Here is a 22,266-nt window from a genome sequence, read left to right as displayed (position 1 = left end):
TCTTCAAGCGTCGCAAACGCTCAAGTCTTAGAACGTGTAGCGCAGGTACAGCTCATTCAGGTCCGTGCCCGGGTTCGGGCGCTTGATCGACGCGTTCGACAGGTGTTCGAAGCGATAGCCCATCTGGAATTGCTGCTTGCTGCCAAAGGCCACGCCCACGCCGATCATGTCGGAGAACTGGAAGGCCGTGCTGAAGTTGTGCTCATCCGACGTGCGGGTGTGCGAGAGCAGACGCGGGCCAACGCCAGCTTCAATGAACGGCACCCACGAGCCGCCGCGCTTTTCAATGCGGAACAGCGGCGTCACGCCGAATTCGGTCAGGTTCTGGCGGTTGGTGCCCTTGGTCGAGCGCCATTGGCCCAGCGCCACTTCCCAATCCAGGTTCACGAACCAGCCTTCCGGGTTGCCCCAGTGGAAGCCCGAATCGAAATCCAGATCGACCCCATATTTCTCGATGCCGTGGCGGTTGTCCTTGCCGTAGATGACGCGCACGGACGGATCGGCCTGGGCAGGCAGAGCGGCGAACAGCGTGGCGGCGCCCAGGGCGGTGGCCAGCAGCTTGGCAGAACGGGGAAGCGCGGATCGGATCATCAGAGGGAGCAGAATCAGTTGGGCGGCGCGCGTGAATCGGGGCAACTGCGTCGGCAACCACGCGCGCGGCGGACATGGTGGCTGGCAAACAGACGGTCTGGACGGCACCGGGCGGGCTTGCAAGGCACCGGGCGACGCAATTTGCGCGCCCGATGCTGCATCAGCCGGCCCGGATGGTCGGGGCGGTCTGAAATAAATTCCGTCGATTATAGGGGGAACTATCCGACTGCGTGCGGGCTTACGCACAAGGGGACATTGCCGGTGGCGAAACGTTGTCGGCCACCGGCAACAAGAGAAGGGTTATTGCGCGGCCGGTGCGGACGCCGGTTGCAGCGCCGCTTTGCCGACCACCGGCACTTCGCCGTGCCACCCGCCGCCCAGCGCCTTGACCAGCAGCACCGCTGCCGAATACTGCTTGCCCTGCAGCGTCAGCAGCGTGCGCTCGGCACTGTAGGCCGTGGCTTGTGCGGTGATGACTTCCAGAAAGCTCACCGTGCCGGCGCGATAGCGGTTCAGATTGAGTTGCGCGGCTTCCTGCGCGGCCTTGACGGCATCGGCCTGCACGCCAAATTCCTGCGTCTGCCAGCGAAGCGCGGCGAGGTTGTCTTCGACATCCTGGAACGCGCCCAGCACCGTCTGGCGGTATGTTGCGACCGACGCGTCGTAAGCAGCGCCGGCCTTGTCGACGGCGGCCGCGCGCGCGCCGCCATCGAACAGCGTGGCGGCCAATGTCGGGCCGATCGACCAGACGCGGCTCGGCAGCGTTGCCAGGCGCGTCAGCGTGTTGGCCGCCAAACCGGCCGATGCGCCCAGCGTGAGCGTGGGGAAGTACGCAGCCTTGGCCACGCCGATCTGCGCGTTGGCAGCGGCCATGCGGCGCTCGGCGGCGGCAATGTCGGGGCGGCGCTCCAGCACGGCCGATGGCACTTCCAGCGGAACGGCAGGCAGAGCCGGTAAGTCGGCCACGCTGGCAGCGGTGGCCGGGGCCAGCGAGAACTCCGCCGGCGGTTTGCCGATCAACACCGCAATGGCGTGCTCAAGCTGCGCGCGCGTGACTTCAGTATCCAGCAGCAGCGCCTGCGACTGCTTGAGCTGCGTCTGCGCAGTCAGCACATCCGAACGCTGCGCCACGCCAACGGCGTACTGGTTTTGCGTGAGCTTCAGGAAGCGCTCGTAGTCTGCAACCGTGCGTTGCAAGACAGCCTTTTGGGTATCCGTGACACGCAATTGAAAATAGTTCTGCGCAAGCGTTGCCTGCGCGGACAGCAAAGCGGACGACAAATCACCGGCACTGGCTTGCGCGCTGGCCTTGTTCGACTCCACCGATCGGCGGATGCGGCCCCACAGGTCCAGTTCCCAACTGGCGTTGAGCGACAGGTTTTGCGAATTCAGCAGGCTCGGGTTACCGGTCGACAGGCTGCCGTCCGGGTTGACCGAGGTGCGCACGGAACGGCTGCGCGTGGCTGACGCACTGGCGCCCAGCGTCGGGAAGAACGAAGCCTGGGCCGATTGCACCAGCGCCTGGGCCTGGCGGTACTGCGCCTCGGCCACCAGGATGTTCTGGTTGGCCGCGGCCACCTGTTCTTCGAGCGTGTTCAGTTGCGGGTCGTTGAAGATCTCCCACCACTTGCCGCGGGCAATGGCGTCGCTGGGGTCGGCGACTTTCCAGTCGCCGGCTTCCTTGTATTGCTGCGGCACTTCAGCGTCGGGACGCTTGTAATCGGGGCCGACCGCGCAGGCCGAGACGAGCGCGCACGCGGCCAGCGCGAGCAACGAGGTACGAAGGGCTTGAGTGCCTCTTGTCATGTTCAGCTTCCTTGCGAATCCAATGCGGGCAGCGGTGCGTCTTTGCTGCGGCCGGCGCGACGCAGGCGCAGCCGGTCGAGCGCCAGGTAGACCACCGGCGTGGTGTAGAGCGTGAGGATCTGGCTGACCAGCAGCCCGCCAACGATGGAGATGCCCAGCGGCGTGCGCAGCTCCGCGCCGTCGCCATGGCCGAGCGCCAGGGGCAGGGCGCCCAGCAGCGCGGCCATCGTCGTCATCAAGATCGGCCGGAAGCGCAGCACGCAGGCGTGGAAGATCGCGTCAGCGGGGCTCATGCCCTGGCTGCGCTCAGCCTCGAGCGCGAAGTCGATCATCATGATCGCGTTCTTCTTGACGATGCCGATGAGCAGAATCACGCCGATCAGCGCGATGATCGAGAAATCCGTGTCGGTGATGATCAGCGCCAGCAGCGCCCCGACACCGGCCGAGGGCAGTGTCGACAGAATCGTGATGGGGTGCACGTAGCTCTCGTACAGCACCCCCAGCACGATGTAGATGGTGATGAGCGCAAACAGGATCAGCACCGGCTGGCTGGAGAGCGAATCCTGGAACGCCTTGGCGGTGCCCTGGAAACTGCCGTGTACGGAGGACGGCACGCCGATGCGGTTCATCGCGTCCTGGATGTCCTGCGTGGCCCCTGACAGCGATGCTCCCGGGGCCAGGTTGAACGAGATCGTGCTCGCCGCGAACTGCCCCTGATGGTTGACCGCCAGCGCCGTGTTGGCCGGCTCGTAGTGCGAGAAGGTCGACAGCGGCACCTGCGCACCCGCCGAGGTGATGAGGTAAATGTCCCGCAGGCCGTCGGGGTTCTGCCAGTACTGCGGCGCGGCTTCCATCACCACGCGGTACTGGTTGAGCGGGTTGTAGATGGTCGAGACCTGGCGCTGTCCGAACGCGTTGTTCAGCGCGTTGTCGACATCGCTCGGATTGATGCCGAGCGATTTCGCTTTATCGCGGTCGATGACGAGGGAGGTCTGCAAGCCCTTGTCCTGCGTATCGGTGTTCACGTCGGTCAGCGATTTCACCTGCGTGAGGGCCTGCTTGATCTTCGGGTCCCACGCGCGCAGCTCATTCAGGTCATCGGCCTGCAACGTGTATTGGTACTGCGCGTTGCTCGCCCGGCCCCCCACGCGGATATCCTGTACCGATTGCAGGAACAGGCTCGCACCTGGCTCGCGCGCCAGCTTGCCCCGCAGGCGATTGATCACCTGATCGGCAGAGAGTTTTCGGTCGGCCAATGGCTTGAGCTGGATGAACATGAAGCCGCTGTTACGCTGGCTGCCTCCCGTGAAGCCGACGACGTTTTCAACCGCAGGGTCTTGCTGGATGATGTGGATGAAATCGGTCACCTTCGTGCGCATGGCCTGGAACGAGATGGCCTGGTCTGCCTGAATGTTGCCGATCACCCGGCCTGTGTCCTGCTGCGGGAAGAATCCCTTGGGCACGATGATGTACAGATAGACGTTCAGGCAGATCGTTGCCAACAGGATCAGCAGCGTGAGCCAGCTGTGCCGCAGCGCCCACGCCAGCGAGCTGCGATAGATGTCGAGCAGTAAGGTGAAAAAGCCTTCAGTCTTGCGGTGGAACCAGCCGTGTTCTTCCTCGGCGGCGGGCTTGAGCAAGCGTGCGCACATCATCGGCGTAGTCGTGAGCGATACCACCAGCGACACCAGGATGGCCACCGACAGCGTCACCGCAAACTCACGGAACAGCCGGCCGACGATACCGCCCATCATCAGCAGCGGGATGAACACGGCAATCAGCGAGAAACTCATCGACACCACGGTGAAACCGACCTCGCGCGCGCCCTTGAGCGCCGCCTGCATGGGTCGCATGCCGTTCTCGATGTGGCGCGAGACGTTTTCCAGCACGACGATGGCGTCGTCCACGACAAAGCCTGTCGCCACGGTCAATGCCATCAGAGATAGGTTGTCGAGGCTGTAGCCGCACAGGTACATCACCCCGAATGTGCCGATGAGCGAGACCGGCACCGCCACGCTGGGAATGAGCGTTGCCCGCACGTTGCGCAGGAACAGGAACACCACCATGATCACCAGCGCGATCGACAGCACCAGCGTGCGTTCCACATCCCTGAGCGAAGCGCGGATGGTGGGGGTGCGGTCCATCATCACATCGAGATTGATCTGCGCGGGAATGGTGTTGCGCAGGTACGGCAGGATGTCGTTGATGCGGTCGACCGTGTCGATGATGTTGGCGCCCGGTTGGCGGCTGATGATCAGCAGCACCGATGGCTTGCCGTTGGCCGAGCCGTAGTTGCGGAGGTCCTGCACGCTGTCAGTGACGTCCGCCACGTCGGCCAGGCGCACTGGAGAGCCGTTGCGCCACGCGATGATGAGCGACTGGTATTCGACAGCCTTCTTGGCCTGGTCGTTGGCGTAGATGGTCCAGACGCGCTCGCCGGATTCCATCATGCCCTTGGGCTTGTTCGCGTTGGTGCTGGCGATGACGGTGCGCACGGTCTCCATCGAGATGCCGTACTTGTTCAGAGCCATCGGGTTCAGCTCCACCCGCACCGCCGGCAGCGACGCACCGCCGATGGTGACTTGGCCGACGCCGTTCACTTGCGACAGCTTCTGCGCGAGGATGGTCGAGGCCGCGTCGTACAGCTCGCCGCGCGACTTGGTGTCGGACGTCAGCCCCACGATCATGATTGGCGCATCGGCCGGATTGACCTTCCGATACGTCGGGTTGCTCGGCAAGCCCGAAGGCAGCAGGCTGCGCGAAGCATTGATGGCGGCCTGCACGTCGCGGGCAGCGCCATCGATATCGCGCGACAGATCAAACTGCAGCGTGATCCGTGACGAACCGAGCGAGCTGGAAGACGTCATCTCGGTAATGCCGGCGATGCGGCCGAGAGATCGCTCCAGAGGAGTTGCCACGGTGGCCGCCATGGTTTCGGGGCTGGCGCCCGGCAGCGACGCGTTGACCGAGATGGTCGGAAAGTCCACCTGCGGCAGCGGCGATACCGGCAGCAAGCGGAACGCCGCGATACCGGCCAACGCCACGCCGATGGTCAGCAGCGCCGTGGCAACCGGCCGGGCGATGAAGGTGGCGGACAGATTCATCGCGGTCCGCCAGACTGGTTGGTGCCTGCGGCGCCGTGGCGTCGGGCAGCACGGCGGGCGCGCCAGTCACGCAGGCGTTCGCCAAGGTTGTCGAAGGCCAGATAGATGACCGGCGTGGTGAACAGCGTCAGCACCTGGCTGACCAGCAGGCCGCCCACCATCGTGATCCCCAGGGGCTGACGCAGCTCGGAGCCCACGCCGGTGCCCAGCATCAGCGGCAGGGCACCCAGCAGGGCGGCCATCGTCGTCATCAGAATCGGGCGGAAGCGCAGCAGACACGCCTGGTAGATGGCATCGCGCGGGGCCATGCCTTGCTCGCGCTCGGCCTCCAGCGCGAAGTCGATCATCATGATCGCGTTCTTCTTGACGATACCGATCAGCAGGATGATCCCGATGATGGCGATGATGCCCATGTCCTTGCCCGACACCAGCAGCGACAGCAGGGCACCTACGCCGGCCGACGGCAGTGTCGACAGGATCGTCACCGGGTGGATCGTGCTTTCGTACAACACGCCCAGGACGATGTACATCGTGATGACAGCCGCCAGGATCAGCCACAACTGATTCGACAGCGACGCACGGAACGCCAGCGCCGCGCCCTGGAAACTGGTCTGCATGCTGGCTGGCAAGCCGATTTCCTGTTCGACGGCGTTGATCGTGTCGACCGCTGCGCCCAGCGAGGCACGTGGCGCCAGGTTGAACGAAATGGTGGCCGCCGGGAATTGCCCCTGGTGGTTCACCACCAGCGAGCCCGGTTGTTCCACCACCGTGGCAAACGCGCCCAACGGAATCTGTTGGCCACTGCTCGATGCCACGTGCAGGTCGTATAGCGACTGCGGCCCAAGCTGCATCTTTGGGTCCGTTTCGAGCACCACGCGGTATTGGTTCGATTGCGTGAAGATGGTCGAAACCAGGCGCTGGCCGTAGGCGCTGTACAGCACGCTGTCCACCGCCGCCATCGTGATGCCGTACACCGCCGCCTTGTCGCGGTCGACCTGTACGTAGGCGCGCAAGCCGTTGTCCTGCAGGTCACTCGCCACGTCGCGCAGTTCGTTGGTCTGCTGCAGGCGTTCAACGAGTTTCGGCACCCACTTCGAAAGGTTGTTCGGGTCCGGATCTTCCACGGTGAACTGGTACTGCGTGCGGCTGACACGGTCTTCGATCGTCAGGTCCTGCACCGGCTGCATGTACAGCGAGATACCCGCCACCTTGGCCAATTCGGGTTGCAGGCGCTGAATGATCTCGGTGGCGTCGGCGTCGCGTTTATCCTTCGGCTTGAGGTTGATCAGCATGCGGCCGCTGTTGAGCGTCGTGTTCACCCCATCCACGCCGATGAATGACGACAGGCTCTCGACCGCGGGGTCTTTGAGCACCACCTCGGCCAGCTTCTGCTGCCGCTCGGCCATGGCCGAGAACGAAATGGACTGAGACGCATCCGAAATGCCCTGGATCACGCCGGTGTCCTGCACCGGGAAGAAACCCTTGGGCACCACCACATAGAGCAGGGCCGTCAGGACCAGCGTGCCGATGGCCACCAGCAGCGTGGTCTTCTGCCGATCAAGCACCCATTGCAGCATGCGGCCGTACCGCGCGATGACGTTGTCGAAGAACGCGCCCGCAGCGTGATAGAAGCGCGACTGCTCGGCTTCGGGAATGTGCTTGAGCAAGCGTGCGCACATCATCGGCGTGAGCGTGAGCGACACCACGGCCGAGATCAGGATCGACACTGCAAGCGTGATGGCAAACTCGCGGAACAGCCGCCCAACCACGTCGCCCATGAACAGCAGCGGAATCAGCACGGCGATGAGCGAGAAGGTGAGCGAGATGATGGTGAAACCGATCTGTTTGGAGCCCTTGAGTGCGGCCTCCATTGGCGGGTCGCCCTCTTCGATGTAGCGGGCGATGTTTTCGATCATGACGATGGCATCGTCGACCACGAAGCCGGTGGCAATCGTGAGCGCCATCAGCGTGAGGTTGTTGATCGAAAAACCCGCCAGGTACATGACGCCGAACGTACCCACCAGCGACAGTGGCACCGCCACCGCCGGAATGACCGTGGCCGGCACGTTGCGCAGGAACAGGAAGATCACCATCACGACCAGCGCCACGGCAAGCATCAGTTCGAACTGCACATCCGAGACCGAGGCGCGAATCGTGGTGGTGCGGTCGGTCAGCAGCGACACCTCAACGTTGCCGGGCAGCGTGTCCTTGAGTTGCGGCAACAACGCCTTGGCGCGATTCACCACCTCGATCACGTTGGCGCCCGGCTGGCGCTGTACGTTCAGGATGATCGCGGGGGTGGTGTTGGACCACGCGGCCAGCTTGCTGTTTTCGGCGCCGTCAACGATCTGCGCCACGTCGGTCAGCCGGATGGGCGCGCCGTTTTTGTAGGCGACGATCATCTTGCCGTACTCGGCGGCCGACTTGAGCTGATCGTTGGCGTCGATGGTGGAGGCGCGCATCGGGCCGTCGAAGCTGCCCTTGGCGCCGTTCACGTTGGCGGTGCCGATGGCGGTGCGGATGTCATCAATCGACAGCCCGAGCGCCGCCAGCGCCGACGTGTTCGCCTGGATGCGGACGGCCGGCCGCTGCCCGCCGCTGATGCTGACCAGGCCAATGCCCGGCAACTGCGACAGCTTTTGCGCGATGCGCGTGTCGACCAGGTCTTCCAGCTTGGGCAACGGCATCGTGTTGGAGGTGATCGCCAGCGTGAGGATCGGCGCGTCGGCCGGGTTCACCTTGCTGTAGATCGGTGGCATCGGCAGGTCGTTCGGCAGCAGGTTGCCGGCCGCGTTGATGGCCGCCTGTACCTCCTGCTCCGCAATGTCGAGCGAAAGCGACAGGTCAAACTGCAGCGTGATGACCGACGCGCCGCCCGAGCTGGACGACGTCATCTGCTTCAGGCCCGGCATCTGCCCAAACTGCCGCTCCAGCGGCGCGGTGATGGACGATGTCATCACGTCGGGGCTGGCACCCGGGTACAGCGTCGTGACCTGGATGGTCGGGTAGTCGACCTCGGGCAGCGCAGAGAGCGGCAGCATCCGGTACGCCACCAGGCCCGAGAGCAGGATGGCGACCATCAACAGCGTGGTCGCCACGGGCCGGAGGATGAAGATTCGGGAGGGATTCATGCCAGCTCGGAACAGAAGACTTCGTCAGGCGAGTGCACGCAATGCACGACTCAGGGCTTACGGCTTGGCAGCCGGGGCACTCGCGGCGGGTGCCGAAGCGCCACCCTGGCCACGGCGATGACGCCCGCCCTGATGGGCCTGGCCGGCCGCGGGTGCGCTTGCAGCGGCGGCGCCCGGCTGGATCACCTCCACCGGCGAGCCGTCGCGCAGCTTGTCTGCGCCGTCGATCACCACGCGTTCGCCAGGCTGCAGGCCTTGCGCCACCGACACGCGCTCACCTTCGGTCACGCCCAGCTTGACCACGCGCAGCGCCACCTTGTTGTCTTCGCCGATCACGTAGACGAAGGTGCCCTGCGTGCCGCGCTGGATGGCTGCGCTCGGCACGATTACCGCGTCGCGTAGCGTATCCACACGCATGCGCACGTTCACGAACTGGTTCGGGAACAGCATGGCGTTCTGGTTCGGGAACTGCGCACGCAGCTTGACCGTGCCGGTGGTGTTGTCGATGGTGTTGTCCACGGTCATGAGCACGCCGCGCGCGAGCTGCGTGGTCTGGCCGCGGTCCCACGCTTCCACCGGCAGCTTGTCGCCGGACTGCAGGCGCGGCATGACCTTGGGCAGGCTGTCTTCGGGAATCGAATAGATAACGGTGATCGGGTCGATCTGCGTGATGACCACGATGCCGTTGGTGTCCGAGGCGTGCACGATGTTGCCCGGATCGACCTGGCGCAGGCCAACCCGGCCCGACACCGGCGCAGTGATGCGCGTATAGGAAAGCTGCACGCGGGCGTTGTCGACGTTGCCCTGGTCCAGCTTGACCGTGCCGTCGTACTGGCGCACCAACGCGGCTTGCGTATCCACCTGCTGCTTGGAGATCGAATCCTGCGAGAGCAGCGTCTGATAGCGCTGCAGATCGAGCTTTGCGTTTTGCAGCAGCGCCTGATCGCGCGCAAGCTGACCTTCCGCCTGGGCAAGTTGTGCCTGATAGGTGCGCGGGTCGACCTCGGCCAGCAGGTCGCCGGCCTTGACGGTCTGCCCCTCTGTAAACGCCAGCCGCACGAGCTGGCCGTCCACACGCGTCTTGACCGTCACGTTGTTGACCGGGGTGACATTGCCCAGCGCCGACAGCACCACGTTGATGTCGCCTTTGACGGCCGTGCCGACCATCACCGGCATCGGCTTGCCCGCCATGGCTGCCCCGCGCCCACCCGGACCACCACGCCCGCCCTGGCCGCCCGTGTTGCGGTACTTCGCGTGATAGACCGCATAGCCGATCAGCACCAGGATAATGATCACCACCCAGATGCCCCAGCGGCGGCGCTTGCCACCCTCGCGCGGGGGCGGCAACAGCGTTGGAGACACCTCGTTGGGCGTCTCTTGCCCGTCGTGCGTACGGCGGCCGGCGTCGTCAAACTGGCCGGGCTTCTGGTCCTTGGGATCGGACATGTTGGCGTTCCTGTTCTTAGCAATATGGGGACGAGCGCACATGATAGCTGGCGCCCGTGCCAGTCAGACCGCAGCTTAAAGGCAACGCCTTTGCGCAGAATTAGTCGCGCAGCGGCTTCTATTACGGCGGATTACAAACCCATCGCGGTGTTACCGGGCGAAACAATATGGTGAAAGTGCACGCAATTCGTGGTGCCCACAATCGCTATCATGAGCACACCTTCCTGCGCATACCAGAGACTCCACCAGACAGATGAGCGGCACCAAGATCCTGGTCGTCGATGACGACGTCGACCTGCGCGACCTTCTGCGCGAATACCTGACCCAGCAGGGCTTTGCCGTTTCCGTGCTGCACGACGGTGATGGGCTGGGCGCCCGGCTCGAACGCGAGCGTCCGGCACTCGTCGTGCTCGACCTGATGATGCCCAAGGTGGATGGCCTGTCCGCCCTGCGTGATCTGCGCGCCCGCAACGACGACGTGCCCGTCATCCTGCTCACGGCCCGCAGCGACGAGATCGACCGAATCATCGGCCTGGAAATCGGCGCAGACGACTATCTCGGCAAGCCGTTCTCGCCGCGCGAGTTGCTCGCCCGTATCAACGCGGTGCTGCGCCGGCGCCTGGCCGTGCCGGCATCGGCTCCGGAAGACCGCGACAGCTTCAGTTTCGGCCCGTTCAAGCTCAACTTCCGCATGCGCACGCTGTTTCGTGGCGATACCGCACTGTCCATCAGCGATACCGAATTCGCGCTGCTCAAGCTGCTGATCGGGCATGCGATGCAGGTGCTCACGCGCGAGCACATCGTCGAGCTCATGTACGGGCCGGGCAGCGGTGTGTCCGACCGGGGCATCGACGTGCAGATCTGGCGCCTGCGCCGCGTGCTGGAAGAAGACGCGCAGCGCCCGCGGTACATCCAGACCGTGCGTGGCCGCGGCTACACCTTCGTGCCGGATGAGCGGGAAGAGGTCAATGAAGTTCAAGGCTAGATTCGACACGCTGTTCGGCCGGCTGGCGGTGCTGATCGTGGTGGTGCTCGTGCTGAGCCACTTCTCATGGCTGGGCGTGCTGCGCGCGGAGCGGCGCGAGCGGCAATTCCAGGCTTCGGTCGATCAGATGGCATTCCAATTGCAGGCCTTCCAGGCAGCGATGGACGGCCATCTGAAGGTCAAACTGCCCGACCTCGTGACCGAAACCGCTGAGCCGCCCGCGGGGGATTCGTCATCCGCATCGGACAAGTCTGCCGAACTGGTGCGACAGCTCGCGCGTCGTTTGCCATCCGATACGCAATTGCGGCTGGAACCCGGCCCCACGCCGCGCGTGTTCGTGCGCTTTCCGCAGCGCAACAAGTGGATCGCCATGCCGCTGGTCTGGGTGCATGCGCCGCCCACCATCTCGGCCGTGGTGCCGGGCGTGATGGTGGTACTGGCGATTGCTATTGCGTTCTCGCTGTTTGCGGCGTGGCAGATTCAACGCCCCGTGCGCGAGCTGGCCGATGCTGCCGGGGCGTTGGCCCGGCGCCGCTATGTGGCCCCGCTCAAGGAGCGTGGCCCGTACGAACTCCGCCAGTTGACCGACCAGTTCAACCATATGGCTGCTGACCTGTCGGCCGCCGACGAAGAGCGCAACACCATGCTGGCCGGCATTGCGCACGACCTGAAGACGCCGCTGTCACGCCTGCGCCTGCGTGCCGAAATGCTGGCTGACCAAAAAGCCGGCGCCGGTATCGAACGCGATGTCGAGTCCATGTCGGCCATCGTCGAGCAGTTTCTCGCCTATGCGCAAAGCGGCGACAGCGAGGCGCGCGAGGTGTCGGTCGACCGCCATCTGCGCAGCCTGGTGCAGCCGTTTGCCGAGCAGGGTAAGCATGTCGCGCTCGATCTGCATGCGGGAGACCGCTTTCGCCTCAAGCCGACGCATCTGGAGCGCATCGTCGTCAACCTGCTCGACAACGCATTCGCGTATGGCGCCGAGCCTGTCAACGTGCGCACCGCAGTGGACGAAACCGGCTATACGCTGACGGTGGAAGACCACGGCGCGGGTATCCCCGTGGCTGACTTTGACCGCGTCATGCGGCCTTTTGTGCGCCTGGACCCGGCCCGCGGCGGCAATGCGCACTGCGGGCTCGGCCTGGCGATCGTCGATCGGCTGGTGCGCCACCTGGGCGGCGATCTCGCAGTCGGACCGGCGGCTGCGGACGCGCCATCACCGGGTTTTCGCGTCACGATGCGGTTTCCAGTCTCAACTGCGGCGGCTTGATCGCCGGAGCGCTCGACTGTTCGCCCGACTGACATATGAGCAAGCGATTGCGTAAGCTATCCTAGGCGGCGCAAGCACGCTTGTTGCGTGCGCTCACCAGAACTCCGGGAGGAAAACGCATGGATCGCGCTGTCTGTCTCGTCAAGGATGCTGGCCAGGCCCGCATGGTCGCCGCCGTTGCCGCTTGTGTGCTGGCGATGGGCTTGGCGGCCTGCTCGTCGCCGATGCCTCCGTGGCAGCCGCCGCGCATGACCATCGAGCCCGCACCTCCGCCGGCACCCGCACCGGCACCCGCGCCGGTGACCACGCTGCCGCCGTCACCGGCCATGCAGCCGGTGCCGTCCCAGCCGCCGGCTTACGCGCCACCGCCTGCCGCAGACACCGAACCCCCGCGCGCAACGCCAGGCATGGCGAACCCGGCATCCACGTATTGCCTGCAGCGCGGCGGTCAACTTGAGTTTTCCACGCGTGCCAACGGCGCTGACGTAGGAACGTGCGTCAGTCCCGGCGGCGATGAGTGCGAGGAATGGGCGTTCCTGCGCGGCAGTTGTACGTGGTAACCGCCGGCAGTTGCCGCAGGCAATGAAAAAGGGCCGCAGATGTTGCGGCCCTTTTTGTTTGGAAGACGCGACGGGTTTGGAGAGGCACTTACCGCCGCGCCACCACCACCTTGTCGGCAGATTCGGCCACCAGGCGCATCGGCACACCGGCGTCTTGGAGCTTCTGCCACGTGGTGCGGCGCATGAATGCGTAAGCGGGGGGGCCGTCGGTCCAACGCTTGACCCATTCGTCAGTGGTGGCGACCACCTTGCTCGGCTCCAGGCCGGCGCCCATTTCCAGTTCGTCAAAACCCGACACTAGCGTCATCGGGCGACCGAGGTAGTAGATGGCGGTCTGGTCCAGCCACTCGACCGAATAGAACGGCGTCTCCGCGGGAATCGGGCCCGTTGCGTTCAGCGTTTTTTCGATGACGTCACGGGCAGACAGCGCGTCGCGGAAGATCTCGCTGGCGTTGAGCACGCGATCCCAGCAGAACAAGGCGGAGATCGACAGCACGATGACGGCCACGGTGCGCTTCTGCCAGCGCAGCGCCACGAGTGCAGCCAGCGTACCGACGGCCAGCATGGCCATGACTTCACGCAACGCAGGCATGGCTACCGCAACCTGTTCGGCCGGCATCTTCGCGCCGGCCTTGGCGCCGATCATCGGCACCGCAAACCACAGGCCGATGGCGATCAGCAGATTGACGCCCAGCGACCATGCGACGGCGCGCGTGGGCATCTTCTCCAGCGCCAGAGCCAGCACAATCGCCAGTGCAGGAAAGGCCGGCACGATGTAGCCCGGCAGCTTCGAGCTGGACGCCGAGAAGAACAGGAAAATCATCCCCGCCCACGCAATCGACCAGCGCATCAAATCAAACTGTCGCGTGCCTACGAAGAGATCGGCCACGCGACCCATGCGCCGGCCGATGGCCGCAAACAGCAGCGGCGTCCACGGCAGCAGCCCCGCCGCGCCCACCGCGATGAAGTACCACCACTTGCCGCTGCGATGGTGCTCATTGGTCAGGAAGCGCTGGAAATGCTCGTGGATAAAGAAAAAGTTGAAGAACTCCGGGTTGCGTTGCTGCACGATCACGAACCACGGCACCGTGGCGATCAGGTACAGCGCAAGGCCCGGTAGCCAGTGCATGCGGCGGATCAGTGCCCAGTCGCGCGTCATCAGCAGATAGGCCACGCCGATCAAGCCCGGGACGACCAGCCCGATCAACCCCTTGGTGAGCGTCGCGCCGGCCAGCGCCAGCCAGACCACCAGCATCCATGCGAGCCGCCCGCCACGCGATGCGCCGGGCCGCTGCGCCAGCGCGAAGCCGCACGCACCAACGGTCAGGAAGAAGCCCACGCCCATGTCGAGCGTGATGACCTGCCCGAACAGCAGATACAGCAGCGACGAGGCGAGAATTGCCGCGCCGGTTGCCGCGGCCCGCCCGCCGCGATAGACCGCCAGCGTCCAGGCCGTCATCAGGATGCCGCCCAGACCGAACAGCACTGGCCACAGGCGCGCACCCCAGGCATTGACGCCGAACGCCTGGAACGTGGCCGCCGTCGTCCAATACTGCAGGGGCGGCTTCTCGAAATACTTGAGGTCGTTCAGGCGCGGCGTTACCCAGTCGCCCGAGACCACCATCTCGCGCGGGATCTCCGCATAGCGGCCTTCATCTGGCCGGAACAGGGTAGAGCGCTGGAACAGGTCATCCGTCCACAGCGCGAGGAACACAGCGATGAGCGCGATGACAAGCAACGCCATCCATGGCGAGCGGCGGGAGGAAACAAGGCGGGATTCCATGCAGGGGTGAACTTCGCGGGCACGGTCGGAAAGGGTGGATTCTAGTCGATGCGGGATCAGCGTTGATCTTCACGCCGTGTATTAGCGACCGCAGCCATCACGAAGCCTAGATAGCGCTTTGCCCGACCCGTCAGTAGGGTCGAATCGTTGCAACTTGTTGCGGTAGCATGGCGCTTGCCGGCAATCCTGCCGGTTCAGTACGTCTTCAGGGCGGGGTGGAATTCCCCACCGGCGGTATGCGGACCTTGCGTCCGTGAGCCCGCGAGCGCCTTGCATGCGCCTGCATGCAAGGGTCAGCAGATCCGGTGAGATGCCGGGGCCGACGGTCAGAGTCCGGATGGAAGAAGATGTGCGGAACAACACGCTTGGGCTACAGGAGCGCGCCTGGCTTTGTGCCGGGCTTCGCCGCTGCATGGCTCGCGCGTGTTTGTCTGCTTGCCCTGGAACGTCTTGTCGCCAATCTTGCGAGGAGCGTTTCCATGTTGTCCACTCAGCAATCCCCTGTAGTTCACCCGCCCGCATTGCCTGCCAGCAATGTGATGCTTGACGCCATCGATGCCCGCTTTGATCCGGCCGACATGCCTGCGCGCATGGCCGCCGCGCTCGATGCGGTGCGGCTGGGCGTTCCTGTTGTCGTGCTTGACGATGCCGACCGCGAGAACGAGGCCGACCTCATCGTCGCTGCAGACAAACTCACGCAGGCCAGCATGGCCATGCTCATTCGCGAGTGCAGCGGCATCGTCTGCCTGTGCCTGACGGCGGAGAAGAGCGCATCGCTCGGCTTGCGCCCGATGGTGGAAGACAACCGCAGCCAGTACGGCACGGCGTTCACGGTGTCGATCGAGGCACGCACGGGCGTGAGCACCGGCGTATCTGCGGCGGACCGCATCACGACCATCCGCGCAGCCATCGCGGCAGATGCGGATACGCAATCGGTCGTCAGCCCCGGGCACGTGTTTCCGCTGGTGGCAAAGGAGGGTGGGGTACTGGCGCGGCGAGGTCATACCGAGGGCTCGGTCGATCTGGCACGTCTGGCGGGCTTGCCGCCGGCTGCCGTGCTATGCGAACTGATGCTGCCCGACGGCACCATGGCGCGGCGGGACGAAGCGGTGCGTTTCGCTGATCAGCACAACCTGCCGGTGCTGACCATTGAAGACATCGTTCAGTATCGGGAGCAGATGGAGCGCGCGGTCAGCTTCATCTAAAGCCACAGCCGGCCGCGCGAAAGAGGTGACGTTGATTTACCGCTTGAGCGCGGCGGCTTCCTTGGCGAGCGCCGTGATGCCTGCCCAGTCGCCGGCAGCGACCTTGTCCTTGGGCACCATCCACGAGCCGCCTACGCACACCACGTTGGGCAGCGCGAGGTAGTCGGGCGCGCTTTGCGGCGTGATGCCGCCGGTCGGGCAAAAACGCACATCGCCGAAGGGTCCATAGATCGACTTGAGCATCGGGATGCCGCCAGCCGCTTCGGCCGGGAAGAACTTGAGCGTGTTCAGGCCGAACTCCAGCGCCAGGATCAGCTCGGACGGCGTGGCGATGCCCGGCAGCCAATCGAGTTCTGTCTTGGCCTGCGCCACGGCCAACATGGGCGTAATGCCTGGCGACACCGCGAACACCGCACCGGCATCCTTCGCCTGTTGGAAATGCTCCGGCCGCGTGAGCGTGCCGGCACCGACGATGGCATCGCCGCCCAGGTCATTCACCACCGCACGGATCACATCCAGCGCCACCGGCGTGCGCATCGTGATCTCGAACGTGCGGATACCGCCCTCGTATAGCGCGCGGCACACCTTGACGCCTTCATCGACAGATTGGAACTGCAGCACGGGAATGACCGGGCCGGCCTTGACGACGGAATCGATACCCACAACGTTCTCCTAGATCAACTTCAACAGAACAAGCTTAAACGACGGTCGCCAGCGCAAGCGTGAGCAGCAGCGCGACGATCGAGATGATGGTTTCCAGCACCGTCCACGTCTTGAAGGTCTGCGGCACGGTCAGGTTGAAGTACTCCTTCACCAGCCAGAAGCCGCCGTCGTTCACGTGCGACAGGATCAGCGAGCCGGCACCCGTGGCCAGCACCATCAGCTCCGGCTTGACGGCGGCGCCCGAGGCGGCGGCGATTGGCGCGACGATACCGCAGGCGGTCGTCATGGCCACCGTGGCCGAACCCGTGGCGATACGGATCAGCACGGCCACCACCCAGCCCAGCAGCAGCGGCGACAGATGTGCATCGGTGGCGACGGCCACGATGGCCTTCGACACGCCCGAGTCACGCAGGATCTGGCCGAAGCCGCCGCCCGCGCCCACCACCAGCGTGATCGTGGCGATTGGTGCCAGACACTCGTTGGTGAACTTGAGGATGGTGTCGCGGTTGAAGCCGCGTGCCTTGCCGAACGTGTAGAAACTCACGATGGCGGCAATCAGCAGGGCCATCACCGAGTTGCCGGCCAGCTTCAGGATGTCGTTTGCCAGCGTCTTGGGCGCGGCGATCAGGTCGGCCCAGCTGCCGATCAGCATCAGCACCACAGGCAGCAGGATCGTGAACAGCGTCACGCCAAAGCCCGGCAGTTCGCGCTTCTGGTCGGATTCAACAAATTGCGCGGCCAGGGGGTTGTTCTCGTCAGGCTTGACGTAGCGCGAGACCAGCATCGCCCACAGCGGACCGGCCAGGACGGCCGTCGGCAGGCCAACGATCAGCGCATACATGATGGTCTTGCCGATATCCGCCTGGTAAGCCGTCACGGCGAGCAGCGCGGCCGGGTGCGGAGGGATCAGGCCGTGCACCACCGACAGGCCGGCCACCATCGGCAGGCCCACCAGCAGGATCGGCGTGCCTGTGCGCTTGGCCACGTTAAAGGCAATCGGAATCAACAGCACGAAACCGACTTCAAAGAACACCGGCAAACCGATGATGAACGCCACGACCATCATGGCCCAGTGCGCGTTTTTCTCGCCAAAGGCACTGATGAGCGTTTTGGCGATGCGCTCGGCCCCCCCCGATTCCGCCATCATCTTGCCGAGCATCGTCCCGAGGCCCACCACCAGCGCAATGTGGCCGAGCGTGCCGCCCACACCGGTTTCGAACGCCTTGACGATATTGCCCATCGGCATGCCGACCACCACGCCCAGCGCGAGCGAGACGACGATCAGCGTGACGAACGGGTTCAGTTTCTGGACAGCAATCAGGTAGATCAGCGCGACCACCGCCAGCGCGGCGGTCAGCAATAGCGAGTTGCCTTGCATCGGGACCATCGGGTTTCCTCCTCAGGGATATTCACGGCTCTTGTTGTCTGGGCGCCCCGTCGTGCAGGGCGCCCTTATGAAAAATGCGGATTACGGCTTCTTGTAGGCCACGCAATCGACTTCGACCTTGCAGTCGATGACCATGCTCGACACCACGCAGGCGCGCGCGGGCGGGTTGGCACCGAAGTACTCCTTGAACACCTTGTTGAACGACTGGAAGTCGCGCGGATCATCCAGCCACACGCCGCAGCGCACGACGTGCTCGGGCCCGTAGCCGGCTTCGGCCAGGATGGCCAGCACGTTCTTGATGGTCTGGTGCGATTGCTCGACGATGCCGTTGCCGACCACCTCGCCGTTCACCATGGGCGTCTGGCCCGACACAAACAGCCAGCCGTCTGCGCCCGCTGCACGAGCAAAGGGGAGGTGCTGGCCGCCGGTGCCGGTGCCGCCTTCAACGCCAATTCGGGTAATCGTCATCGCTACGTTCCTTCTTTCAAACCTTCAAACAAAACTTAGATTCAGTGGACCTCGGCGGCCGCCGTTGCCGGCGCACGCGGGCCGCGCTTGAGGAAGCGACCCGCGCCGGGTGTCCGCACAGCGGGCTGCGCGGCGCCTCCCTGATACGACAGATGGCCGTTGACCCACACGGCCGCAATGCCCGTTGCCGGTTGCTGCGGATCGGTAAAAGTGGCGACATCGCGCACCGTTTCCGGGTCGAACAGCACGAGATCGGCCCAGTAGCCCTCGCGCACGAGGCCGCGTTCGCTCAGCCCGAAGCGCTCGGCCGACTGGCCCGTCATCTTGCGGACGGCGGCTGCAAGCGAGAGCAGCTTGCGCTCGCGGCTGTAGTAACCGAGCACGCGGGGGAAGGCGCCCCACAGGCGCGGATGCGGTTTCGGATCGTTCGGCAGGCCGTCAGAGCCGATGACGGTGGCGGGGTGCGTGATGATGCGGTCCAGGTCTTGCGCCGACATGTTGTGGTACACGGCGCCCGCCGGTTGCAGGCGCCGCGCGGCGTCCATCAGGTCGGTGCCCCACGCGGCAGCAATCTCCTTGAGCGTCTGCCCGGCCATGCTGGGTTCGGGCTCCGACCACGTGATGAAGATGTCGAATTCGTCCGTCACCTGCTTCAAGTCCAGCGTGGACGAACTGGCGGTGTACGGATAGCAGTCGCAGCCCACCGGCTGATAGCGCTGCGCGCCTTCGATGGATTCCAGCACCTCGCCCGCGCGGCCCCAATTGGCAGCGCCTGCGCACTTCAGGTGCGAGATCACGATGGGCACGCGTGCGTGCTTGCCGACGCGATACGCCTCGTCCATCGCATCGAGAATCGCGGCAAATTCGGTACGCAGATGCGTCGTGTAGATGGCACCAGCTTCGGCCAGCGGTTCGGCCAGGCCCATCACTTCCTCGGTGGTGGAAGCGAAGGCGTTGGCATAGGCGAGGCCGGTCGATAGGCCGAGCGCGCCGTGGTCGAGCGCCTCGCGCAACTGTGCGCGCATGCCTTCGACTTCATCAGCGGTGGCGGGGCGGTCAAGGCGGTCCAGGTGGTTGTTGCGCAGCGCCGTGTGGCCAATCAGCGCGGCGACATTCACTGCCGGCTGCGCACGCTCGACGGCATCCACGTACGACGCGAAGGTCGGATACGCAAACGCGCTGGCTGGCCCGAGCAGGTTCATCGGATCGGGCGGTTCACCCTTGAGCGTGGCGGGCGACGCGCTGATGCCGCAGTTCCCGACGATCACCGTCGTAATACCCTGCGACACCTTGCACAGCATGTCGGGCGTGCGGATTACGTTGGTATCGTCGTGCGTGTGCACGTCGATGAAGCCCGGGGCGAGGACGCGTCCCTCGCCGGCGATTTCCTCATCCCCCAGCCAGGCAGTGGAGTCCGATGTGGCGATGGCGGCGATGCGGCCGTCGGTGATGGCGACGTCGAACAGCGCGGCTTCGGGTTCGTGGCCGCTGCCGTCCACAATGCGGACTTGGCGGATGACGGTGTCGTACTGCTGCATGTGCTGCTCCTGCTCAATCTCCGAGCGGCTGGCGATTGCCGCCGCCGCGATGCGCATCGAGCACGTACTTGATGCGCCGTAAGAGCTCCTTGCTGCGATCGGCCTGCTGCAGTGCGACCTCGGTGGCCAGCAGGTCGATCATCATCATCATGGCGTAGCGCGATGACGACGGCTTGAAGATGAAATCGGTTTCCATGGCCTGGATCGGCAGCAAGACATCGGCCAGCGCCGCCAGCGGCGAGCCGATGGCCGTAATGGCGACGATCTTGGCGCCGTACTCGCGCGCGATGGTTACGCTGTCGATCACCTCGGGCACGTGTCCGGTGACGGAAAACACGACCACCACATCGTCCGGGCTGAGCGTGGCCGCGACCATCCGCTGCAGCATCGAATCATGATAGGTGGTGACCGGCCGTCCCAGGCGCGCAAGGCGGTAGCGCATTTCGTCGGCCATGGTGGTCGAGCCGCCACCCATGCCGAACACGGCAATCATGCGCGCCGCCACCAGGGCGAGCGCCGCAGTGCGGAACGCCTCGGGCTGCACCAGCGCGCGATTGGCCTCCAGCACATTGCTGATGTCGGCCAGGATGCCGTCCGCGCTTGAAGGTGGGCGGTCCGCGCCGCCATCCAGAAAGCGCTGGCCGACTGCGGCTGCCTGCGCTAGCTTGAGCTTGAGTTCTCGCACGTCGCGGCAACCCATCGCCTTGGCAAAGCGGGTGACGCTGGCCTCACTCACGCCAGCGCGCTCGGCCAGCGTCTGGATGCTGCCTGCGGCGGCTTCTGCAATGTCGCTCAGGACAGTCTGCGCGACCTTCTGCTCGGCGGGGCGCAGTTCAGCGGCACGCTGGGAGAGTCGGGTCACGATGTCCATCGGTTCACGCATGGGGTCGGGCTTAGGGTCACGCATTCTGGCCCCCGGTAGTCGTCCGGATAGCGGCTTGGAGAGTGCTTTGGTACTTTGTAACAGGCTGGCCCGGAGAATAGTTTCGCCGCTATCATTGTGTCAACCCGATGTTTACCCCCAAAGGAACACGAGTCGAATCCCATGAGTGATACAAAGTACCAAGGAGACGCCAACGCCGTCGTCAACCCGCTCGACAAGGGCTTGGGTGCGTTGGAAACCGCATGCGCGCCGGAGCAGATTGCTGCCCAGCGCTGGAATGTATTGAACGAAGACCTGAACCTGCCCGCGGCGGTGCTCTCGCAATCGCGCGTGGAGCACAACCTGGCCTGGATGCAGCGCTTCGTGAGCGAATACGGTGCCAAGCTCGCGCCGCATGGCAAGACGACGATGGCCCCGCGCCTGTTCCAGCGCCAGCTGGCCGGCGGTGCATGGGGCATCACGCTGGCAACGGCGCACCAGACGCGCATTGCTTATGCCCACGGCGTGCGTCGCGTGCTGATGGCCAACCAGTTGGTCGGCAAGCGCAACATGGCCATCCTGGCTGAGTTGCTGGCTGACCCGACGTTCGAGTTCTTCTGTCTGGTGGATGCGGCAGATCAGGTCGATCAGCTTGCCGCCTTCTTCGGCAAGGCGGGGCGTCCGATCCAGGTGCTGATCGAACTGGGCGTGCAAGGCGGTCGCACGGGCGTGCGCGACGACGCGCAACTGCAATCGGTGCTCGATGCGCTCACGCGTGCCGATGGCGCCGTCAAGCTCGCAGGCGTTGAAGTCTATGAGGGCGTGATCAAGGAGGAGGCGGATATCCGCGCGTTCCTGCAGCGCGCCGTGAAGGTGATGGCGGATCTGGCGAAGGCGGGTCGCTTGCAACGCACGCCGGCTGTGCTGACCGGCGCCGGGTCGGCTTGGTACGACGTGGTGGCCGAAGAATTCGCCAAGGCCAATATCGGCCAGCCGCTGGATGTCGTGCTGCGCCCGGGCTGCTACCTGACGCACGACGTGGGCATCTACCGTGCGGCGCAGGCTCGTATCGACGCCAACAACCCCATCGCGCACAAGATGCGTTCGAGCCTGCTGCCGGCGCTCCAGCTTTGGGCCTATGTGCAATCTGTGCCTGAGGCTGAGCGCGCCATCATCGCAATGGGCAAACGTGACGCCGCATTCGACGCCGGTCTGCCGCTGCCGGTGCTGCATTTCCGCCCGGGTGACAAGACGCCGTCGGCCACGCCGGCGCACTGGGAAGTCACCGGCATGATGGATCAGCATGCCTACCTGAAGATCGCTCCCGGCGACGACATCAAGGTCGGCGACATGATCGCCTTCGACATCTCGCACCCGTGCCTCACGTTCGACAAGTGGCGCCAGATCTCAGTTGTTGACGACGCCTACAACGTGGTCGACGTCGTGCAGACCTACTTCTGAGCGGGG

The 22,266-nt window shown here is 64.8% G+C and carries 16 protein-coding genes and 1 riboswitch; of the genes, 5 read left to right on the top strand and 11 right to left on the bottom strand.

The window, feature by feature from the left end; genetic code table 11:
* Nucleotides 1-27: 27 nt before the first annotated feature.
* The 5 genes from NG898_RS21195 to NG898_RS21175 form a co-directional block, all read right to left on the bottom strand.
* On the bottom strand, nucleotides 28-591 hold the full coding sequence (locus NG898_RS21195) for an acyloxyacyl hydrolase (RefSeq protein ID WP_252694284.1): 564 nt from the start codon (nucleotides 589-591) through the stop codon (nucleotides 28-30).
* A 300-nt stretch (nucleotides 592-891) separates the two neighbouring features.
* Nucleotides 892-2,397: an efflux transporter outer membrane subunit gene (locus NG898_RS21190; protein ID WP_252694283.1), complete on the bottom strand. Its 1,506-nt coding sequence runs from the start codon at nucleotides 2,395-2,397 to the stop codon at nucleotides 892-894.
* A gap of 2 nt (nucleotides 2,398-2,399) precedes the next feature.
* A complete protein-coding gene (locus tag NG898_RS21185; RefSeq protein WP_252694282.1) occupies nucleotides 2,400-5,501 on the bottom strand; it encodes a multidrug efflux RND transporter permease subunit in 3,102 nt (1,033 codons plus the stop codon).
* The gene (locus NG898_RS21180) at nucleotides 5,498-8,632 is read right to left on the bottom strand and encodes an MdtB/MuxB family multidrug efflux RND transporter permease subunit (protein ID WP_252694281.1); all 3,135 of its coding nucleotides are present in this window, start codon (nucleotides 8,630-8,632) and stop codon (nucleotides 5,498-5,500) included. The genes NG898_RS21185 and NG898_RS21180 overlap by 4 nt, the downstream gene beginning before the upstream one ends.
* Nucleotides 8,633-8,689: 57 nt before the next feature.
* Nucleotides 8,690-10,078: an MdtA/MuxA family multidrug efflux RND transporter periplasmic adaptor subunit gene (locus tag NG898_RS21175; protein WP_252694280.1), complete on the bottom strand. Its 1,389-nt coding sequence runs from the start codon at nucleotides 10,076-10,078 to the stop codon at nucleotides 8,690-8,692.
* A 253-nt stretch (nucleotides 10,079-10,331) separates the two neighbouring features.
* Here NG898_RS21175 and NG898_RS21170 point away from each other — a divergent pair, with 253 nt between their 5' ends.
* From NG898_RS21170 to NG898_RS21160, 3 genes are all read left to right on the top strand, one after another.
* Complete coding sequence (locus tag NG898_RS21170) at nucleotides 10,332-11,063, top strand: response regulator (protein WP_252694279.1); 732 nt, start codon at nucleotides 10,332-10,334, stop codon at nucleotides 11,061-11,063.
* Nucleotides 11,047-12,333: an ATP-binding protein gene (locus tag NG898_RS21165; protein ID WP_252694278.1), complete on the top strand. Its 1,287-nt coding sequence runs from the start codon at nucleotides 11,047-11,049 to the stop codon at nucleotides 12,331-12,333. Before NG898_RS21170 ends, NG898_RS21165 begins: the two co-directional genes overlap by 17 nt.
* Nucleotides 12,334-12,452: 119 nt before the next feature.
* Nucleotides 12,453-12,893, top strand: a complete 441-nt coding sequence (locus NG898_RS21160) for a putative hemolysin (protein WP_252694277.1) — start codon at nucleotides 12,453-12,455, stop codon at nucleotides 12,891-12,893.
* An 88-nt stretch (nucleotides 12,894-12,981) separates the two neighbouring features.
* Here the strand turns inward: NG898_RS21160 and NG898_RS21155 are convergent, their stop codons facing one another.
* Entirely contained in the window at nucleotides 12,982-14,676 is a 1,695-nt protein-coding gene (locus tag NG898_RS21155) for an ArnT family glycosyltransferase (RefSeq protein WP_252694276.1), read from the bottom strand.
* A 197-nt stretch (nucleotides 14,677-14,873) separates the two neighbouring features.
* Nucleotides 14,874-15,029: riboswitch (FMN riboswitch) on the top strand.
* Nucleotides 15,030-15,155: 126 nt separating this feature from the next.
* Between NG898_RS21155 and ribB the strand changes: the two genes are divergently transcribed.
* Complete coding sequence (gene ribB / locus NG898_RS21150) at nucleotides 15,156-15,881, top strand: 3,4-dihydroxy-2-butanone-4-phosphate synthase (protein ID WP_252694275.1); 726 nt, start codon at nucleotides 15,156-15,158, stop codon at nucleotides 15,879-15,881.
* Between the two features lie 36 nt (nucleotides 15,882-15,917).
* Here the strand turns inward: ribB and NG898_RS21145 are convergent, their stop codons facing one another.
* From NG898_RS21145 to NG898_RS21125, 5 genes are all read right to left on the bottom strand, one after another.
* On the bottom strand, nucleotides 15,918-16,544 hold the full coding sequence (locus NG898_RS21145) for a bifunctional 4-hydroxy-2-oxoglutarate aldolase/2-dehydro-3-deoxy-phosphogluconate aldolase (protein WP_092972008.1): 627 nt from the start codon (nucleotides 16,542-16,544) through the stop codon (nucleotides 15,918-15,920).
* Nucleotides 16,545-16,578: 34 nt separating this feature from the next.
* Entirely contained in the window at nucleotides 16,579-17,931 is a 1,353-nt protein-coding gene (locus NG898_RS21140; protein WP_252694274.1) for a GntT/GntP/DsdX family permease, read from the bottom strand.
* Nucleotides 17,932-18,012: 81 nt separating this feature from the next.
* Nucleotides 18,013-18,399: a RidA family protein gene (locus NG898_RS21135; RefSeq protein ID WP_009240594.1), complete on the bottom strand. Its 387-nt coding sequence runs from the start codon at nucleotides 18,397-18,399 to the stop codon at nucleotides 18,013-18,015.
* Nucleotides 18,400-18,440: 41 nt separating this feature from the next.
* A complete protein-coding gene (locus NG898_RS21130; protein WP_252694273.1) occupies nucleotides 18,441-19,937 on the bottom strand; it encodes a D-aminoacylase in 1,497 nt (498 codons plus the stop codon).
* 13 nt (nucleotides 19,938-19,950) lie between these two features.
* The gene (locus NG898_RS21125) at nucleotides 19,951-20,820 is read right to left on the bottom strand and encodes a MurR/RpiR family transcriptional regulator (protein ID WP_175537132.1); all 870 of its coding nucleotides are present in this window, start codon (nucleotides 20,818-20,820) and stop codon (nucleotides 19,951-19,953) included.
* Nucleotides 20,821-20,982: 162 nt separating this feature from the next.
* Here NG898_RS21125 and NG898_RS21120 point away from each other — a divergent pair, with 162 nt between their 5' ends.
* The gene (locus tag NG898_RS21120; protein WP_252694272.1) at nucleotides 20,983-22,260 is read left to right on the top strand and encodes an amino acid deaminase; all 1,278 of its coding nucleotides are present in this window, start codon (nucleotides 20,983-20,985) and stop codon (nucleotides 22,258-22,260) included.
* Nucleotides 22,261-22,266: the final 6 nt, after the last annotated feature.

This window comes from Ralstonia mojiangensis (genome assembly GCF_023955645.1).
GTDB classification, from domain to species: Bacteria; Pseudomonadota; Gammaproteobacteria; order Burkholderiales; family Burkholderiaceae; genus Ralstonia; species Ralstonia mojiangensis.
Note: the sequence above shows the minus strand (reverse complement) of the source record. Positions and strands in the feature narration are given on the sequence as shown.

Bases quoted from the DNA above. Each gene is read 5' to 3' on its own strand.
- NG898_RS21195 (WP_252694284.1), bottom strand. From the start codon at position 591: ATGATCCGATCCGCGCTTCCCCGTTCTGCCAAGCTGCTGGCCACCGCC.
- NG898_RS21190 (WP_252694283.1), bottom strand. From the start codon at position 2,397: ATGACAAGAGGCACTCAAGCCCTTCGTACCTCGTTGCTCGCGCTGGCC.
- NG898_RS21185 (WP_252694282.1), bottom strand. From the start codon at position 5,501: ATGAATCTGTCCGCCACCTTCATCGCCCGGCCGGTTGCCACGGCGCTG.
- NG898_RS21180 (WP_252694281.1), bottom strand. From the start codon at position 8,632: ATGAATCCCTCCCGAATCTTCATCCTCCGGCCCGTGGCGACCACGCTG.
- NG898_RS21175 (WP_252694280.1), bottom strand. From the start codon at position 10,078: ATGTCCGATCCCAAGGACCAGAAGCCCGGCCAGTTTGACGACGCCGGC.
- NG898_RS21170 (WP_252694279.1), top strand. From the start codon at position 10,332: ATGAGCGGCACCAAGATCCTGGTCGTCGATGACGACGTCGACCTGCGC.
- NG898_RS21165 (WP_252694278.1), top strand. From the start codon at position 11,047: ATGAAGTTCAAGGCTAGATTCGACACGCTGTTCGGCCGGCTGGCGGTG.
- NG898_RS21160 (WP_252694277.1), top strand. From the start codon at position 12,453: ATGGATCGCGCTGTCTGTCTCGTCAAGGATGCTGGCCAGGCCCGCATG.
- NG898_RS21155 (WP_252694276.1), bottom strand. From the start codon at position 14,676: ATGGAATCCCGCCTTGTTTCCTCCCGCCGCTCGCCATGGATGGCGTTG.
- ribB (WP_252694275.1), top strand. From the start codon at position 15,156: ATGTTGTCCACTCAGCAATCCCCTGTAGTTCACCCGCCCGCATTGCCT.
- NG898_RS21140 (WP_252694274.1), bottom strand. From the start codon at position 17,931: ATGGTCCCGATGCAAGGCAACTCGCTATTGCTGACCGCCGCGCTGGCG.
- NG898_RS21135 (WP_009240594.1), bottom strand. From the start codon at position 18,399: ATGACGATTACCCGAATTGGCGTTGAAGGCGGCACCGGCACCGGCGGC.
- NG898_RS21130 (WP_252694273.1), bottom strand. From the start codon at position 19,937: ATGCAGCAGTACGACACCGTCATCCGCCAAGTCCGCATTGTGGACGGC.
- NG898_RS21125 (WP_175537132.1), bottom strand. From the start codon at position 20,820: ATGCGTGAACCGATGGACATCGTGACCCGACTCTCCCAGCGTGCCGCT.
- NG898_RS21120 (WP_252694272.1), top strand. From the start codon at position 20,983: ATGAGTGATACAAAGTACCAAGGAGACGCCAACGCCGTCGTCAACCCG.